The 16415-nt window shown below is 47.9% G+C and carries 22 protein-coding genes and 1 riboswitch; of the genes, 21 read left to right on the top strand and 1 reads right to left on the bottom strand.

Annotation, left to right across the window (positions count from 1 at the left end; translation table 11 throughout):
- The first annotated feature begins 10 nt into the window (after window positions 1-10).
- The 18 genes from AC1DVJ_RS17340 to AC1DVJ_RS17255 all read left to right on the top strand — a co-directional run bounded on the left by AC1DVJ_RS17340 (window position 11) and on the right by AC1DVJ_RS17255 (window position 14043).
- Window positions 11-571 (top strand): manganese efflux pump MntP, encoded by a 561-nt coding sequence (locus tag AC1DVJ_RS17340; protein ID WP_477592486.1) that lies wholly within the window; start codon window positions 11-13, stop codon window positions 569-571.
- A 53-nt stretch (window positions 572-624) separates the two neighbouring features.
- Window positions 625-1197, top strand: coding sequence for a low molecular weight protein arginine phosphatase (locus AC1DVJ_RS17335; RefSeq protein ID WP_477592485.1), 573 nt, complete (start codon window positions 625-627; stop codon window positions 1195-1197).
- A 53-nt stretch (window positions 1198-1250) separates the two neighbouring features.
- Window positions 1251-1331, top strand: a riboswitch (ZMP/ZTP riboswitch).
- A gap of 103 nt (window positions 1332-1434) precedes the next feature.
- Entirely contained in the window at window positions 1435-1893 is a 459-nt protein-coding gene (gene rpiB, locus AC1DVJ_RS17330) for a ribose 5-phosphate isomerase B (protein WP_436233390.1), read from the top strand.
- Window positions 1894-1909: 16 nt separating this feature from the next.
- The gene (locus AC1DVJ_RS17325) at window positions 1910-2515 is read left to right on the top strand and encodes a TIGR01440 family protein (RefSeq protein ID WP_477592484.1); all 606 of its coding nucleotides are present in this window, start codon (window positions 1910-1912) and stop codon (window positions 2513-2515) included.
- 36 nt (window positions 2516-2551) lie between these two features.
- Window positions 2552-3802 (top strand): serine hydroxymethyltransferase, encoded by a 1251-nt coding sequence (glyA, locus tag AC1DVJ_RS17320; protein ID WP_477592483.1) that lies wholly within the window; start codon window positions 2552-2554, stop codon window positions 3800-3802.
- 55 nt (window positions 3803-3857) lie between these two features.
- Window positions 3858-4703 carry a glycoside hydrolase family protein gene (locus AC1DVJ_RS17315; protein ID WP_477592482.1) on the top strand — a complete coding sequence of 282 codons (846 nt, stop codon included), beginning with the start codon at window positions 3858-3860 and terminating at the stop codon, window positions 4701-4703.
- Between the two features lie 151 nt (window positions 4704-4854).
- Complete coding sequence (gene upp / locus AC1DVJ_RS17310; protein ID WP_171633368.1) at window positions 4855-5484, top strand: uracil phosphoribosyltransferase; 630 nt, start codon at window positions 4855-4857, stop codon at window positions 5482-5484.
- 22 nt (window positions 5485-5506) lie between these two features.
- Window positions 5507-6643: a non-hydrolyzing UDP-N-acetylglucosamine 2-epimerase gene (gene wecB, locus AC1DVJ_RS17305; RefSeq protein ID WP_477592481.1), complete on the top strand. Its 1137-nt coding sequence runs from the start codon at window positions 5507-5509 to the stop codon at window positions 6641-6643.
- 223 nt (window positions 6644-6866) lie between these two features.
- Window positions 6867-7088 (top strand): AtpZ/AtpI family protein, encoded by a 222-nt coding sequence (locus AC1DVJ_RS17300; RefSeq protein WP_477592480.1) that lies wholly within the window; start codon window positions 6867-6869, stop codon window positions 7086-7088.
- Entirely contained in the window at window positions 7088-7468 is a 381-nt protein-coding gene (locus tag AC1DVJ_RS17295) for an ATP synthase subunit I (protein ID WP_477592479.1), read from the top strand. The genes AC1DVJ_RS17300 and AC1DVJ_RS17295 overlap by 1 nt, the downstream gene beginning before the upstream one ends.
- Before the next feature lie 37 nt (window positions 7469-7505).
- Entirely contained in the window at window positions 7506-8213 is a 708-nt protein-coding gene (gene atpB, locus AC1DVJ_RS17290) for a F0F1 ATP synthase subunit A (protein ID WP_477592478.1), read from the top strand.
- 78 nt (window positions 8214-8291) lie between these two features.
- Entirely contained in the window at window positions 8292-8516 is a 225-nt protein-coding gene (atpE, locus tag AC1DVJ_RS17285) for a F0F1 ATP synthase subunit C (RefSeq protein ID WP_028556930.1), read from the top strand.
- Window positions 8517-8591: 75 nt separating this feature from the next.
- The gene (atpF, locus tag AC1DVJ_RS17280) at window positions 8592-9077 is read left to right on the top strand and encodes a F0F1 ATP synthase subunit B (RefSeq protein ID WP_477592477.1); all 486 of its coding nucleotides are present in this window, start codon (window positions 8592-8594) and stop codon (window positions 9075-9077) included.
- Window positions 9074-9607, top strand: coding sequence for a F0F1 ATP synthase subunit delta (locus AC1DVJ_RS17275; protein ID WP_477592476.1), 534 nt, complete (start codon window positions 9074-9076; stop codon window positions 9605-9607). Before atpF ends, AC1DVJ_RS17275 begins: the two co-directional genes overlap by 4 nt.
- Before the next feature lie 32 nt (window positions 9608-9639).
- A complete protein-coding gene (atpA, locus tag AC1DVJ_RS17270; RefSeq protein ID WP_028556933.1) occupies window positions 9640-11154 on the top strand; it encodes a F0F1 ATP synthase subunit alpha in 1515 nt (504 codons plus the stop codon).
- Window positions 11155-11282: 128 nt separating this feature from the next.
- Window positions 11283-12140 carry an ATP synthase F1 subunit gamma gene (atpG, locus tag AC1DVJ_RS17265; protein ID WP_477592475.1) on the top strand — a complete coding sequence of 286 codons (858 nt, stop codon included), beginning with the start codon at window positions 11283-11285 and terminating at the stop codon, window positions 12138-12140.
- 45 nt (window positions 12141-12185) lie between these two features.
- Window positions 12186-13583: a F0F1 ATP synthase subunit beta gene (gene atpD, locus AC1DVJ_RS17260; protein WP_477592474.1), complete on the top strand. Its 1398-nt coding sequence runs from the start codon at window positions 12186-12188 to the stop codon at window positions 13581-13583.
- A gap of 55 nt (window positions 13584-13638) precedes the next feature.
- A complete protein-coding gene (locus AC1DVJ_RS17255) occupies window positions 13639-14043 on the top strand; it encodes a F0F1 ATP synthase subunit epsilon (RefSeq protein ID WP_477592473.1) in 405 nt (134 codons plus the stop codon).
- A gap of 113 nt (window positions 14044-14156) precedes the next feature.
- Here the strand turns inward: AC1DVJ_RS17255 and AC1DVJ_RS17250 are convergent, their stop codons facing one another.
- Window positions 14157-14321 carry a hypothetical protein gene (locus AC1DVJ_RS17250; protein WP_477592472.1) on the bottom strand — a complete coding sequence of 55 codons (165 nt, stop codon included), beginning with the start codon at window positions 14319-14321 and terminating at the stop codon, window positions 14157-14159.
- 222 nt (window positions 14322-14543) lie between these two features.
- On the opposite strand from AC1DVJ_RS17250, the gene AC1DVJ_RS17245 reads away from it, so the two are divergent.
- From AC1DVJ_RS17245 to AC1DVJ_RS17235, 3 genes are read left to right on the top strand one after another with little or no spacing between them, the layout of a single operon-like run.
- Window positions 14544-14909 carry an NADH-quinone oxidoreductase subunit A gene (locus AC1DVJ_RS17245; protein WP_477592471.1) on the top strand — a complete coding sequence of 122 codons (366 nt, stop codon included), beginning with the start codon at window positions 14544-14546 and terminating at the stop codon, window positions 14907-14909.
- Window positions 14894-15412: a NuoB/complex I 20 kDa subunit family protein gene (locus tag AC1DVJ_RS17240; protein ID WP_028556938.1), complete on the top strand. Its 519-nt coding sequence runs from the start codon at window positions 14894-14896 to the stop codon at window positions 15410-15412. The genes AC1DVJ_RS17245 and AC1DVJ_RS17240 overlap by 16 nt, the downstream gene beginning before the upstream one ends.
- Window positions 15409-16413 (top strand): NADH-quinone oxidoreductase subunit C, encoded by a 1005-nt coding sequence (locus AC1DVJ_RS17235; protein WP_477592470.1) that lies wholly within the window; start codon window positions 15409-15411, stop codon window positions 16411-16413. Before AC1DVJ_RS17240 ends, AC1DVJ_RS17235 begins: the two co-directional genes overlap by 4 nt.
- Window positions 16414-16415: the final 2 nt, after the last annotated feature.

Raw genomic sequence — 16415 nt, 5'->3', positions numbered from 1 at the left:
GGATCGTGCTATGCTCGCATCTGGGGTACAAGTTGGGCAACTCATGACAATTGGGATAATGGCGATTGCTTTGGGCCTAGATGCTTTTTCGTTAGGAATTGGCATAGGAATGAAGGGCATTCGTCTGATCGATATTTTGAAAATTAGCATAGTCATCGGACTTTTTCATGTGCTCATGCCGTTGATGGGGATGTTTATGGGGCAGTATGTGTCCCTTCTTCTGGGTAACGTCGCTACGGCTGCAGGGGGCTGTTTACTTATTCTGCTCGGTGCGCATATGGTATACAGCTCGGTACGTGGGGAAGAAGCTACGGCATTCGATCATCGGACGCTTTGGGGACTTATCATTTTTGCCTTAAGTGTTAGTATAGATTCGTTCTCTGTAGGCGTTTCCCTTGGGATGTTTGCCACGGACATTGTACTTACAGTGCTCATTTTTGGTCTGTTTGGCGGATTGCTTTCGATAGCAGGCCTATTGCTAGGCAGACGCGTTAGCGGTTGGGTGGGGGAATACGGCGAGGCATTCGGCGGGCTCATCCTATTAGGGTTTGGGATCAAGTTTTTACTATGATACAATACGGATAATTACGAACGGTGCAGCCGTTCAGCTTATAGGAGGATTTCATGTTGCGAATTCTATTTGTCTGTACAGGAAATACGTGCCGCAGTCCGTTAGCTGAAGGTTTGCTGCGTATGAGGGTGCATCAAGAGGGGCTTGCGGCGGAGGTTCGTTCAGCAGGTGTGTCGGCCATGACAGGTGGTCCGATATCGAGAAACAGCCAATCGCTTCTTCATGAAGCGGGCTTTAAAGAATCTATCAGTTCTCTAGCGATTAGCGCGGCGGACGTCGATTGGGCGGATCTGATCCTGACGATGACGACAGGGCATAAACGTACAGTGATTGGGCGTTTTCCTGAAGCGATCGAGAAGACGTATACGCTCAAAGAATATGTAGAGGACGATGATCGTATTCTCAAGGCGATTGAAGAGCGGGAGCAGCTTGCGACAGAGCTTCAACTGAAACAGGCGCTGTCCCAAATGGTATCGGTCGAGGAAAGAAGTCGCCTGTACGCACTGCAAAATCTCATGCCAGATTACGATATTTCCGACCCGTACGGTGGGTCATTAGCTGATTATCGGTATACAGCCGAAGAAATTAGCCGGAGCTTGGATAAATTGGTGAAAAAACTGAGATAGGTCAATATAGCTTTACACATCGCAGGGAATGCGATAAAATACAAGTAACAAGCAAGACTCAATGTAACTGGCGACGAGTGGGATTAACCACAATGGAGCATTGAGCTATACGGCCGGTCGCCTGGGCAAAAGAGCAACGCGCGTTTTCTAGCGTGTGCGCTCTTTTTTCGTTTTTGGTGAGCTTTGGGATATAATAGGATGGTCGAATTCGAACAAGTCAAAAGGAGCGTTTAAGTTATGAAAATTGCTTTAGGTGCTGATCATGCAGGCTATCGTTTGAAAGATGTTATCATTCCTTTTATTGAATCATTAGGTCATCAAGTGATCGATTTCGGATGCAGCTGCGGCGACTCCGTCGATTATCCAGATTACGCACTTCAGGTTTGCGAAAAAGTTGTTTCAGGAGACGCAGATAAAGGTATCCTACTTTGTGGAACAGGTATTGGGATGTCCATCGCCGCGAATAAGGTTCCAGGGATCCGTTGTGCACTCGTGCATGATCTCTTCTCAGCGAAAGCGACGCGTGAACATAATGATACGAACGTGCTAGCGATGGGTGAGCGAGTTGTTGGGCCTGGCGTAGCGGAAGAAATCGTCAAAATCTGGTTGGAAACCGAGTTTTCGGAAGGTGTCCGCCACAAGAATCGTATTAACAAAGTGCAGAGCATCGAAGATCGTTTCACGGTACATCCCTAGAGATGAGGGATCCACAATGACAGATTCTATGTATGAACCTATAGCAGAAGCTTTGGAAGCAAATTTACGTGAGCTGGTTACAGTGGGTGGCCTGCGTCCTGGCAACATCTTGGTGATCGGCACGAGCACGAGTGAAATTCTCGGGCATCGGATCGGTACATCGGGTACGCTGGATGCGGCGAAGCCGATTTTTGAGACGGTTAAGCGCATATGCAGCGAGTTCGGGCTTCATGCGGCGTATCAATGCTGCGAGCATTTGAATCGTGCGCTGGTCGTGGAGGAAGCGTTGCTGGCGCTAGCGCCGCAGCTTGAGCCCGTCTCCGTGATTCCTGTGCCGAAGGCTGGGGGCTCGATGGCCTCCTACGCGTACAGACACTTCGCGAAGCCGGTCGTTGTCGAGACGATTCAGGCGCATGCGGGCATCGATATTGGCTCAACGCTGATCGGCATGCATCTGCGCAGAGTCGCTGTTCCCGCAAGGCCGCCGGTTCGCCATATTGGCCAGGCTTATGTCACGATGGCATTCGCTCGGCCGAAGCTGATCGGTGGTACTAGAGCTGTATACTCCGCTGATCAGGCGGATCAACTTTATCAACAAGCTGCACCTGATGCAGATTGCTAATTTACTTTTGATAATCATCCTTAGGAGGAATTCACTATGACAAACTTTTTGAGCAAGCAAGATCCGAAAATCGTAGAAGCCATGAACCTTGAGCTAGGCCGCCAACGCGACAAAATTGAATTGATCGCTTCCGAAAACATCGTGAGCGAAGCTGTTCTTGAAGCTATGGGCACTGTACTTACGAACAAATACGCGGAAGGCTACCCAGGCAAAAGATTCTACGGTGGCTGTGAGTACGTCGACATCGTGGAAGACATCGCTCGTGATCGTGCGAAAGAGCTTTTCGGTGCTGAGCACGCGAACGTTCAACCGCATTCCGGTGCACAAGCGAACATGGCTGTTTACTTGGCTGCGCTAAACCCTGGTGACACAGTTCTAGGTATGAACCTTGCGCATGGTGGTCACTTAACACACGGTAGCCCAGTGAATGCTTCAGGTATTCTTTACAACTTCGTGGCTTACGGCGTAAGCGAAAAAGATGCCCGCATCGACTACGACGAGGTTCGTAAAGCAGCTTTCAAACATAAGCCTCGTATGTTGGTTGCTGGCGCAAGTGCTTACCCGCGTACGATCGATTTCGAAGCAATGGCTTCCATTGCGAACGATGTAGGCGCATTGTTCTTCGTCGATATGGCGCATATAGCTGGTCTTGTTGCAGCTGGCTTGCACCCGAACCCAGTGCCTCACGCACATTTCGTAACAACAACAACACACAAAACGCTTCGCGGTCCTCGCGGCGGTATGATTCTTACAAAGAAAGCTTGGGCTGCAGCGATTGATAAAGCTGTATTCCCTGGTTCCCAAGGCGGACCTTTGATGCATACAATTGCAGCTAAAGCTGTTTCCTTCGGTGAAGCACTTCAACCGGATTTCAAAGTTTACGGTCAAAACGTGATCAACAATGCACAAGCATTGGCGACAGCTCTTACAGCTGAAGGCATCAACCTTGTTTCCGGCGGTACGGATAACCACTTGATGCTGGTTGACTTGCGTAACCTGGACATCACAGGTAAAGATGCAGAGCACGTACTTGATGAAATTGGTATTACAGCGAATAAAAACGCGATTCCTTTCGATCCAAAAAGCCCGTTCATCACAAGCGGTATTCGCTTGGGTACACCAGCTGTTACTTCCCGTGGTATGGACGAGGAAGCGATGAGAACAATCGCGAAGGTCATCGGTCTTACACTGAAAAATCCAAAAGACGAAGCTACGCTTGAGAAAGCTCGCGGCATGGTGAAGGATTTGACTGCACAATACCCGCTTTATCAAGGTTTGACTTACTAATCTGGATTAGCAGGGCCAGCTCATTGGAGCTGGTCTTTTTTTTGCACAAAATTCCTTGTTTACTGACCGTTCCAACACATTGTATCTAGCGCCGCTAACCTTGCAAAACGCTATATCCCCAAAACTTCAAACCAACTTACGAAAATATGAAACCTTTCACTCGCGTTGGCCTGAGAAGGCGGGATTTGAGGCCTGGGTCACGCATTCCGAAATCGCTTATGCGGTCGCCGACAATCCGCTGGGCCCTTTCCACCATGTGGCCACGGTTTGGACCTGTAGGGACGGTGCAGCGAGCTGGGACAGTGATGTGGTACACAATCCAGCGATTTTACGCCACGGTAATCGCTATTACCTTTATTACATGGGGACGCGTGGCCCCGATTTTGATCTCGACCAACCTGCCGATGAGGCCACATGGTGGACGTATCGGAATAATCAACGTATCGACGTTGCTATGGCTGATCATCCCGCGGGTCCTTGGACACGCGAAGAGGGTCGTGTTACCGCCGACAAAACCATTACCCTACCGGAGCATGTTCTGAAAAGTACGCGTGATGAAGGCAGCAGGCTCGTCCTACAATGGGATGCCATGCGTTGTCCAGCCTTGAACATCACGGTGAATGACGAATCCACCACTACGATTCTCTGGGGAGCCCACCAGCTTGACCTTATAGATGAAATAAAGGAAGGTCCGTTGCTGCTTCAAATTGAGCTGCTGAAAAGCGGTCGTAATACATTCGGACCTCATCATCATCTAAAAGGTGAAGTGACCTTCTTCGGCCTGACTAGCTTTACCGACAAAATTGGTTGGGTCGACGCCGGTGCCGACGAGATTTGGACCGATCGCTACTGCTTGGTCAGCTGCGGAGTGACGGGGCTGCAACTCGTGCTCGTTCGATGATAGAAACTTCGTTACCCCATTCTCAATGCAGAGTGGCGGTGACGAAGTTTTGTGTTTTATAGTTGTTGGTTCTATAGCAGATAAGTTGGATAACATATGATATAATGGACGAGGTTTGCCTGACCTACAAGCTTATATTAGGGAGGAACATATGGGTAAAGTACATATTTGCGATCATCCGCTTATCCAACATAAGCTTACTTATATTCGGGATGAGAACACGACAACGAAGGATTTCAGAGCACTTGTCGATGAAGTTGCTACATTAATGGTTTATGAAATTACAAGAGATCTTCCACTGCAGCAAGTGCAAGTGAAAACCCCGGTGACAACTGCAGATTGCCAAGTCATCTCAGGCAGAATGCTAGGGCTGATCCCTATTTTGCGTGCAGGATTGGGGATGGTTGACGGCGTGCTAAAGCTGATGCCAGCTGCAAAAGTAGGACATGTAGGTCTTTATCGCGATCCCGATACGCTTCAACCTGTTGAGTACTATGTGAAGCTGCCTACCGATGTATTGGAGCGGGATTTACTTGTTATTGATCCTATGCTCGCTACAGGGGGGTCCGCAAACGCAGCAATTGAAGTACTGAAACGCAGAGGCTGTTCGCGTATTAAGCTAATGTGTCTAATCGCAGCGCCAGAGGGCGTAGCTTCTGTTCAAAAAGAGCATCCTGACGTTGATATCTACGTCGCAGCCGTTGATGATCATTTGAATGATCATGGCTACATCGTACCAGGTCTCGGGGATGCTGGGGATCGTCTATACGGTACGGATTAATTTTTAAGGGGAGAAGAAACCGATGAAACGTCTAAAAGTGATTACGATCTTCGGAACAAGACCTGAAGCCATCAAAATGGCTCCGCTCATTCTCGAGCTGGAGAAGCATCCTGAGCACATTGAGTCCCTGGTTTGCGTAACCGCACAGCATCGTCAGATGTTGGACCAAGTGCTTGATATTTTCAAAATCACACCGAACTTTGATCTCAATGTCATGAAGGATCGCCAAACACTGAATGAAATCACAATGCGCGTGCTGCAAGGCTTGGAGCCTGTGTTCCAAGAAGCGAAGCCAGACTTGATCCTCGTACACGGAGATACATTGACTACATTCCTTGCTAGCTACGCAGCTTTCATGCAGCAGATCCAAGTGGGTCACGTGGAAGCGGGCCTTCGTACGTGGAACAAATTGTCCCCGTATCCAGAAGAGATGAACCGTCAATTAACGGGCGTTATCGCTGATCTTCACTTTGCACCCACACAGCAATCGGCAGATAATCTGCGCAAAGAAAATAAATCAGAGTCACAAATTTATGTGACGGGTAATACGGTGACTGATGTATTCAAATACACGGTACAGCAGAAATTTGATCATCCCGTGCTGGAATGGGCGGCTGGTCGTAAATTAATCCTGATGACAGCGCATCGTCGCGAAGCACAAGGTGAGCCACATCGCCAAATTTTCCGTGCGGTGAAGCGCATTGCCGATGAGTTCGAGGATATTGCTATCGTCTATCCGGTGCATCCAAGTCCAGCTGTCAAAGAACCTGCTCATGAGATTCTTGGTAATCACCCACGTATCAAGCTAGTAGAGCCATTTGATGTGTTTGAGTTCCATAACTTCTATCCGCATGCACATATGATCCTAACCGACTCAGGTGGCTTGCAAGAAGAAGCACCATCCTTCGGTGTGCCGGTTCTGGTTCTACGTGATACAACAGAGCGTCCAGAAGGTATCCAAGCAGGAACGTTGGAGCTAGTTGGAACGGATGAAGAAGTGGTCTATACGCGTGCTCGTGCGTTGCTTACAGATCCAGATTTATACAATAAAATGAGCCGAGCTGCGAACCCTTACGGAGATGGGAAAGCGTCTGAACGCATCGTTCAAGCGATTCTCCATCATTTCGGTAGGACTACTGAACGTCCTGAATCATTCTAACCGTGACAAAATCATGACAAACGCTACAGCGTACAGTTGGACTGTTCGGTTTGAAAATGCGCAAACCCTAGAGCCGCAAGGCTCTAGGGAGTTTTGTGAGATGTGACAAATGAAGTTCCGTCAATTGACAAAGTTAGCATGGCTTCGATACAATGAATGAGGATTCGTAGCAGATGAGCTACGAGACGCGTTTTCCCATGTGGAAAACACCCAGGAGGGTGCAATGAAACGGCCAAATTCCAATGATAATCCTTGGCGGGCAGTAGCGTTAACTAGTGCAATAGGCATAGACCTTGTCGTATGTTTGGCAGCCGGATATTTCTTCGGGGATTGGTTAAGTGGCGTACTAGGTGGACAGATCTGGTTGTTAGTCGGGTTTTTACTTGGGCTTGTAACCGGCATCATTAGCATTTACTTCATGATTAAGCAGTACGGAGGGCTATGATGGACGACTTTTCAGCCACTCTGAAAACGGTTCAAAATGTGTTTCTATTCTTTTTATCCTTTTGTTTGGCTGCATGGGCGCTTCTTGTCGATTACCGCATTTACTTTGCCGGCATTATGCTTGGCTCCATTGCAAGTATGGTGAATGCAAGGTTTTTGGCCTGGAAGATTAACAAGCTGGCAGCAGCTGCGATAGAGCAGTCAGGGCGCAAGGTAACCCTTGGTTTTCTGACAAGGGCAGCAATTGCTGGGTTTGTAGGTTTGGTTGCCGTCAGGTATCCCGAACATGTTGCATTAACCACAACAATTGTTGGATACTTTTTTGCGCAATTGGCAACACTCGTATTGGGTATTCTTTCTATTAGGAAGTCTAAAAAGTAATTCCACGATGTAACTTCAACGGATGAAAGGGGTGAAAATGGAAAATATGGAACATCACGCGCCAATATATACTTGGTTTGGCATTGATTTTGATGCATCAGCACTGATGATGATCGGAATCACAACGCTTGTCGTGCTCATTCTTGCCCTTGCAGGAACTAGCCGAGCATCCGTAACTAATCCTTCGAAATTACAAAACTTCATGGAATGGACCATTGAGTTTGTAGAAGGCATCATTGGAAGCACGATCGGTTCCAAGCATGGAAAAGGATTTATTGCACTTGGTCTTACGCTCATTATGTACATCTTTATCGGCAACATGCTCGGCCTTCCTTTCTCGATCGTGACATCAGATCACGTATCTTGGTGGAAATCACCGACAGCTGATATCGCAGTAACAGGAGCATTAACCGTTATCGTTATCGTACTAAGTCATTATTTAGGGATAACACGTAACACGAAGCATTACTTCGCGCATTACTTTGAGTTCAAAGGGGCAATGTTGATCCTTCATTTAATTGAAGTTGTATCGAAGCCACTTACGCTTGCGTTCCGTCTTTACGGTAACATTTATGCAGGTGAAATCATGATATCTGTCATTATTGGAGCTGGTTGGTTTGGTGTAGCGCCTCTCTTCGTATGGCAGGGCTTCAGCGTGTTCGTTGGTGCAATTCAAGCCTTCGTATTCACGATGCTAACCATGGTTTATATCTCGCAAACATTGATTCACGAAGAAAAGCACTAAGCATTAGACTTACCTCGGGAAGTCTCGAGTCACTTATACAACAACAAAAACTTAAGAGTTTAAGGGAGGATTTTATCAATGGGAGCAATAGCATTAGTAGCAGCAGGTATCGTATTCGGTTTGGGAGCACTAGGTGCAGGTATTGGTAACGGTTTGATCGTAGGTCGCGCTTTGGAAGGTATTTCCCGTCAACCAGAACTTCGTGGTACGCTTCAAACAACAATGTTTATCGGGGTAGGTCTAGTTGAGGCAATGCCGGTCGTAGCATTGGTTCTTGCGTTCATCTTTATGGGAAAAGCTTAAGAAACCGTTTGGCGGGGCTGGCATTAGCTACCACGCCTTCGTTTTGCCCATGTTATCAGAAGGGAGTGACGTTACTTGCATATTGAATGGTCCACATTTTGGATACAACTCGTCTCGTTCTTAATTTTATATTTGTTGCTTTCTAAATTTGCCTTCGGTCCACTGTTCGGCATGATGGAAAAACGCAGACAATTAGTTAAAGATCAAATCCAAACAGCTGAAGCAAGCCGCAAGCAAGCTGATCAACTGTTAGAGGAACAAAAGCAAGCGCTGCAACAAACTCGTAAGGAAGCTTACGATATCATTGAGCAAGCGAAGCATACTGGTTCCAAGCAAGCGGATGATATTATTCATGCTGCTAGTGCAGAAGCGAATCGTCTGAAAGACGAAGCGTTGAAGGATATCGAAAATGAGAAGAACAAAGCGGTTGCCGCTCTTCGCAGCCAAGTTGGCGCGATGTCCGTTCTGATCGCATCCAAAATTATTGAGAAACAAATCGACGAAAAGTCACAAGAAGAACTTGTTGAGCATTACCTCAAAGAGGTAGGAGGCAACGTATGAGTGACATCGTCGTAGCGAAGCGTTATGCCAAAGCTTTATTCGAAGTAGCGAAGGAAAAGAATCTTATTTCCCAAGTTGAAGATGAGCTTAAATCTGTAGCTAGTGCGATTAGGGATAATGCAGACTTGCAGAAGTTCCTGAACCATCCGAACATCGGGAATACCGCTAAAACGGACCTGCTGAAGCAGATTTTCGAAGGCAAAGTTTCCGAACCGGTGTGGAACACGCTGCTGGTCTTGATTGATAAAGGAAGACTATCCATTTTGGATGCCTTAGTGAGTGATTTTACGAAGGTTGCGAATGAAGCTCTTGGACAAGCGAGCGCTATCGTTTACTCAGCATTCGCATTGTCAGATGCACAGCAAGCGGAAATTGCTTCACATTTTAGTAAAGTAACAGGTAAAACGATTCGTGTTTCGTCCGTGGTTGAGCCTAAGCTGCTCGGCGGCGTACAAGTGCGTATCGGTGATCGTTTATATGATGGAAGCTTGGCAGGCAAGTTAGACCGCTTGTCCAAAGCATTAGTTTAACACAAGCACTGTAAGAATAGGGGTGAAGTTCGTTGAGTATCAAACCTGAAGAAATCAGCTCATTGATTAAACAACAGATAGCAAACTATAATTCCGATATCCAAGTGGTTGATGTAGGTACAGTCATTCAAGTTGGTGATGGTATCGCTCGTGCTCACGGCTTGGAAAGCGTAATGGCAGGCGAGCTGCTTGAGTTTCCAAGTGGCGTTCTAGGTTACGCGTTTAACCTGGAAGAAAGCAACGTAGGTATCGTTATTCTCGGACCTTACAAAGATATTCGTGAAGGCGACCAAGTTAAACGTACTGGCCGTATCATGGAAATCCCTGTAGGTGATGCTCTACTAGGCCGTGTTGTTAACCCATTGGGTCAACCAGTCGATGGTAGAGGTCCTATCGAAACAACTGGATTCCGTCCAATCGAATCCCCAGCACCAGGCGTTATGGCCCGTAAATCGGTACATGAGCCAATGCAAACAGGGATCAAAGCGATTGACGCGATGGTACCAGTTGGCCGTGGACAACGTGAGTTGCTCATCGGTGACCGTCAAACAGGTAAAACAGCGATCGCAATCGATTCGATCATCAACCAAAAAGGCAACGGCGTTAAATGTATCTACGTTGCTATCGGTCAAAAGCAATCAACTGTCGTAGGTGTTGTTGAAACACTTCGTCACGCTGGCGCTTTGGACTACACAATCGTTGTAACAGCTTCTGCTTCTGAGCCTTCACCAATGCTTTGGTTGGCTCCGTACGCAGGTTGCGCAATGGGTGAGTACTTCATGTACAAAGGCGAGCACGTGTTGATCGTCTATGATGACTTGTCCAAACAAGCAGCTGCTTACCGTGAGTTGTCCCTCTTGCTTCGTCGTCCACCGGGTCGTGAAGCTTATCCAGGGGATGTTTTCTACTTGCACTCCCGTCTTCTAGAGCGTGCTGCGAAATTGAATGATGAGCTAGGTGGCGGTTCCATGACGGCACTTCCATTCATTGAAACACAAGCAGGCGATATCTCGGCATATATTCCTACGAACGTAATTTCGATTACGGACGGACAAATCTTCTTAGAATCCGACTTGTTCTACTCAGGTCAGCGTCCAGCGGTTAACGTTGGTAACTCTGTATCCCGTGTAGGGGGCTCTGCACAAACGAAAGCGATGAAAAAAGTTGCCGGTACACTTCGTGTTGACTTGGCACAATATCGTGAGCTTGCTGCATTTGCTGCATTCGGATCTGACTTGGATAAAGCAACACAATCGCGTTTGGACCGTGGTGTTCGTACGCTTGAAATTTTGAAACAAGGTGTTCACCAACCGATGTCATTGGAGAAGCAAGTTGCTTCCCTTTACACAGTTGTTAAAGGACATGTGGATGATCTTCCAGTTCAAGACGTTACACGTTTTGAAGGTCAATTCTTGGCTTTCTTGGAATCGAACCGTCCAGAAATTCTACACAGCATTCGCGATACGAAGGACATCACTCCGGATAACGATAAAGCGCTAGTAGAAGCCATTGTTCAATTCAAAAAGAGCTTCGCAGCTTCTGTATAAATCATGATGGCAGAGCTTCATGTTGAAGTGAAGCTCTGCCTACCGTGTTAATCCTGGGCAGGCTGATCGCCTGAATTCAGGTCTTCGAATGAAGGCTTTTCTAAGCCTCAAAAGAGAGGTGAGCAGGTATGGCAAAAGGAATGCGCGAGATTAAGCGCCAAATCAAGTCCACACAAAGCACGAAACAAATTACGAGAGCGATGGAAATGGTCTCTGCAGCAAATTTGAGACGAGCACAACGTTCTGCGGAAGCAGCGCGTCCTTACTCAGACAAGTTGAAAGAAGTCGTTCAAAGCATCGCAGCTGGAAGCAAAGGGATCAAACACCCGATGCTACAGACACGCGAAGTGAAGAAGACAGGCTATTTAGTAATCACCTCGGATCGTGGATTGGCCGGAGGTTACAACGCTAACGTGTTGCGGAAGGTCATGACCGAGATTCGTGAAAACCATAAATCAACAGCTGAATATTCGATTTTTGTAATCGGACGTAAGGGCAGTAACTTCTTTCGCAAGCGCAACATGCCAATTGTAGAAGAAGTAACAGGTGTTCCGGATTCACCGAAATTCGCGGATATCAAGTCAGTCGCTTCAGCAGCAGTGAAGAACTTCGAAAATGGAACGTATGACCAGTTGTTCTTGGTATACAACCAATTCAAAAATGCGATTACCCAAGTTCCAACCATGATCCGCCTGCTTCCTATGGAAGAAGTTACTGGCGTGGCTGCTGCTAGTTATGAGTATGAGCCATCACCAGAAGGTGTTCTGGAAGTATTGCTGCCTAAATATGCAGAAACGCTTATTTACAGTGCTGTACTGGAAGGTAAAGCAAGTGAGTTTGGTGCGAGAATGACAGCGATGAACTCCGCTACGAAGAATGCAACGAAAATGATCAGCGGCTACACACTAGCTTACAACCGTGCGCGTCAAGCCTCGATTACCCAGGAAATATCGGAAATCGTTGCTGGAGCGAACGCGAACGCATAACAATAAAGCTTCTACGGAAGCAAAGCTTTTCTTAGGAGGGAAACCATGAGCAAAGGGCGCGTTGTAACAATTACAGGGCCAGTCGTCGACATTGAGTTCGAACGCGGACAACTCCCTGAAATCTTGAATGCCATCAAGATTGAAAGAAATGAAAATGGCGTACTATCCACAATGACAGTCGAAGCAGCTGTTCACCTTGGTGACAACCTGGTTCGTTGTATCGCAATGTCCTCAACTGACGGACTTGTGCGTGGAGCAGTAGCTGAAGATACAAAAGCTGCAATTACCGTTCCGGTTGGAGCAGCAACACTAGGTCGCGTGTTTAACGTATTGGGAGAGCCAATCGATGGTATCGAAGGCGTTGACCGTACATTTACAAGCGGCATCCACAAAGAAGCTCCAGCTTTCGACAACTTGTCGACAAAAGCAGAGATTCTTGAAACAGGAATCAAAGTTATTGACCTTATGGCTCCTTATGTTAAGGGTGGTAAAATTGGTCTCTTCGGCGGCGCGGGTGTAGGTAAAACCGTAACGATGCAAGAGTTGATTCACAACATTGCACAAGAGCATGGCGGTATCTCCGTTTTCGCAGGCGTTGGAGAGCGTACTCGTGAAGGTAATGACCTTTACCACGAGATGAAAGACTCCGGCGTTATCGCGAAAACAGCGATGGTATTCGGTCAAATGAACGAGCCTCCAGGCGCGCGTCTTCGCGTAGCATTGTCCGGTTTGACAATGGCTGAGTATTTCCGTGATGAAGAAGGTAAAGACGTTCTTCTTTTCATCGATAACATCTTCCGTTTCACACAAGCAGGTTCCGAGGTTTCCGCTTTGTTAGGCCGTATGCCTTCCGCGGTAGGTTACCAACCAACCCTAGCTACAGAAATGGGTCAATTGCAAGAGCGTATTACCTCCACGAAAAAAGGTTCCGTTACTTCCATTCAAGCGATTTACGTTCCTGCCGATGACTATACGGATCCGGCTCCTGCAACGGCTTTCGCTCACTTGGATGCAACAACGAACTTGGAGCGTAGTATTGCTGCAGCAGGTATCTTCCCTGCGGTAGATCCACTTGCTTCTTCTTCCCGTATCTTGACGCCAGAAACACTTGGCGAAGATCACTATAGAACAGCACAAGGCGTTAAAAAAATTCTTCAACGTTACAAAGAGCTTCTGGATATTATCGCGATCTTGGGTATGGATGAGTTGTCCGATGAGGACAAATTGACTGTACACCGTGCGCGTCGCCTCCGCTTGTTCTTGTCTCAGCCGCTTCACGTTGCTGAGCCGTTCAACGGTTTCCCAGGTCTTTATGTACCATTGAAAGAAACTGTGCGCAGCTTCAAAGAAATCCTTGAAGGTAAGCACGACAACCTTCCTGAAGTAGCTTTCCACAACGTTGGAACGATCGAGGACGCTATCGAGAAAGCAAAAACACTGTAAGCTTGGCATCTAGCCAACGACGGTTTTTGTTAAACTCTAAGGAAGGAGAATCCAAGTGAGTACATTCCTACTGGAAATTGTTACACCGGAGCGCAAAGTGTACGCTGAACAAGTGAACATGGTTAGCGTGAAGGGGTCTGAAGGGGAGCTTGGAATTCTGCCGAATCACATTCCATTGGTCACTCCACTGAGAATTGCACCGATTACTGTGAAGAAAACGGGCTCTAAAGACGAAGTCATTGCAGTGAACGGCGGTTTCATGGAAGTGCGCAAGGATAAGGTGGTTATTTTGGCGGAAAGCGCCGAGCTACCTGAACAAATTGATATTGATCGTGCGAAGGCAGCGAAAGACCGTGCGGAGAAACGTCTTGCGGATAACAAGCAAGATAACGTGGATTTCAAACGTGCTGAAGCTTCTTTACAAAGAGCAGTGACTCGTATCGAAGTGTCCGGGAAATAAATACATGGTTAAAAGCGGGGGGACTTCGGTTCTTCCGCTTTTTTTGCGTTTATGTGATAGAGAAAAAGCTGCCCCTCTCGAAGGAGAGGAGCAGCATAGGAGAATGCTTGATTTTAAGCGTGATGCCAAATGGTGGATTCTCCTGTTTTCGGGCAAGGAGGGAAGGATTCGCCTGCTGTCAGTTCAATGCTTTGTCCGTCGGCATCGCGATAACGCCCCGTTTCCGTAACTTTGTCATTTGTTCTATGTTGGTGGTTAGCATTGGATCCAGTTGCCATATGAATAATCAGTCCTTTCTTGTATCAAAATAGGGAATGTGGTAAGAACCGCATGTCCAATGAATAGTATTACCCATCTACGTGGTATGCTACTCTTAACGCAAAAGAATTAGTGTCGACGCCTAAACCCCTTTTTGTTATACTGATATAGGTGATTATTACCAAAATTCCTTATGAGGGTAAGGAACGCAAAAAAGAAATGGAGGCGGTTACATTCACATGATGTATACAAATAACTATGTAATCGTAGCGATCTTCCTTGGGTTGGGCATTGTTCTACCCATTGTAGCGCTGACGATTGGCAAATGGTTAAGACCGAGTAAACCCGTCGATGAGAAGTACACGACGTATGAGAGTGGTAATGAGCCTGTAGGTGAGGGGCAAATCCGGTTTAACATTCGTTATTATTTGTACGCTTTGATGTTTGTCATCTTTGATGTGGAGACCGTATTCCTCTATCCTTGGGCTGTTGCTTTCGATCAGCTTGGATTGTTTGCTTTAATCGAAATGTGTATTTTTGTAGCCTTGCTTGCCATAGGATTAATATACGCTTGGAAGAAGAAGGTGCTGCGATGGACTTCAGTTTAGAATCGATCTCTCCCGAGGAACGGGAAGAAATAAACCGTAATGTATTTATGACAACACTGGAGCAGGTAAAGGCATGGGCTCGCAGTAATTCGCTTTGGCCATTAACCTTTGGCTTGGCTTGTTGCGCGATCGAAATGATGGGAACAGGCGGATCTCACTATGATTTAGACCGATTCGGAGTCATCTTCCGTACATCACCTAGGCAATCAGATGTCATGATTGTTGCAGGTACAGTAACGAAGAAAATGGCTCCTTTGCTGCGCCGTCTTTACGAACAAATGCCTGAGCCGAAGTGGGTTATCGCGATGGGCTCCTGCGCGACAGCAGGCGGACCTTATGTGAAATCGTACTCGGTTGTTAAAGGTGTCGACCAAATCGTACCTGTGGACGTGTATATCCCAGGTTGCCCACCTAATCCGGCTGCACTTATCTATGGGATTAACAAGCTTCAGGAGAAGATTCGCTATGAAGCGAAGACTGGGAAGCAGGTGACCAATCGATGAGTGAGGAGAAAAAGCCGGAAGAAATGGTAGACAAGACTCCTGATGAAGATGATAAGAAAGTGAATGAATCGCCGTTAGAAGAGGCGATTGCAGAAATTGGCAAGCTTACACCGGAAGCGCGCATGAGTAAGACGCCGCTTAGCGCGGACGTACAAGCAGCCGTGGATCGCGCTGCGGAGATTCAGGCTGCGGATCCGGCGGTTCAGACGACGAGCGAACCGAGCGACGCGCCTGCGGCTGAACTCGCAGAGCGCGCACCGATCGCCGATGCAGGAGCATCGATGCCAGCTACGGACGCGGCGGCTGAGCGCGCCGCGGCAAGAGCCGCGCGGCTCGCAGCGCGCGCGGCCACAGAGACGGGCGAGCCTGCGCCCGCCGGGGCAACAACGCCAGCGTCAGCAGACGCTGGCAGCGAAGATCAGGCGGCCAAAGCCCAGGCCGCCGCAGAAGCCCGCGCCGCGCGTGCCGCAGCACGCGGCGCGAAGACCGAATCGGCGGAGCCAGCCGCGCCGAAGGAGCCTTCACCGAACCAGCCGCTGCTGGACCGGTTGGTGACAATCTTGAAAGCCGAGGCAGGCGAAGACGCCGTCGTCGACGCATTCATCAACGAAAGGGACGCGCATCGCCCTTACGTGGTCATTCACAGCTCGCGCTGGCCGCAGGCCGCGCTAACGCTCAGGGATCACCAGGAGCTGCGATGCGATTACATGCGCAATCTCTCCGGTGTGGACCAAGAAACGCACCTCGAGGTGGCGTATCATCTGCTTTCCCTCACATACAAGCATGAGTATTGTGTGAAAGTGAAGACAGATCGCGAGCAAGCAAGCATACCTTCGGTAGCTGATGTTTGGCCGACGGCCAACTGGAACGAGCGTGAAGCCTTTGACCTTTTTGGCATCGATTTCCCTGGCCACCCGAATTTAGTACGGATCATGATGCCTGATGATTGGGTGGGTCATCCACTGCGCAAAGACTACGAACCGCTTGACCCGGAGGTGTAGCA

Source organism: Paenibacillus sp. P4_A9 (genome assembly GCF_056402415.1).
Note: the sequence above shows the minus strand (reverse complement) of the source record. Positions and strands in the feature narration are given on the sequence as shown.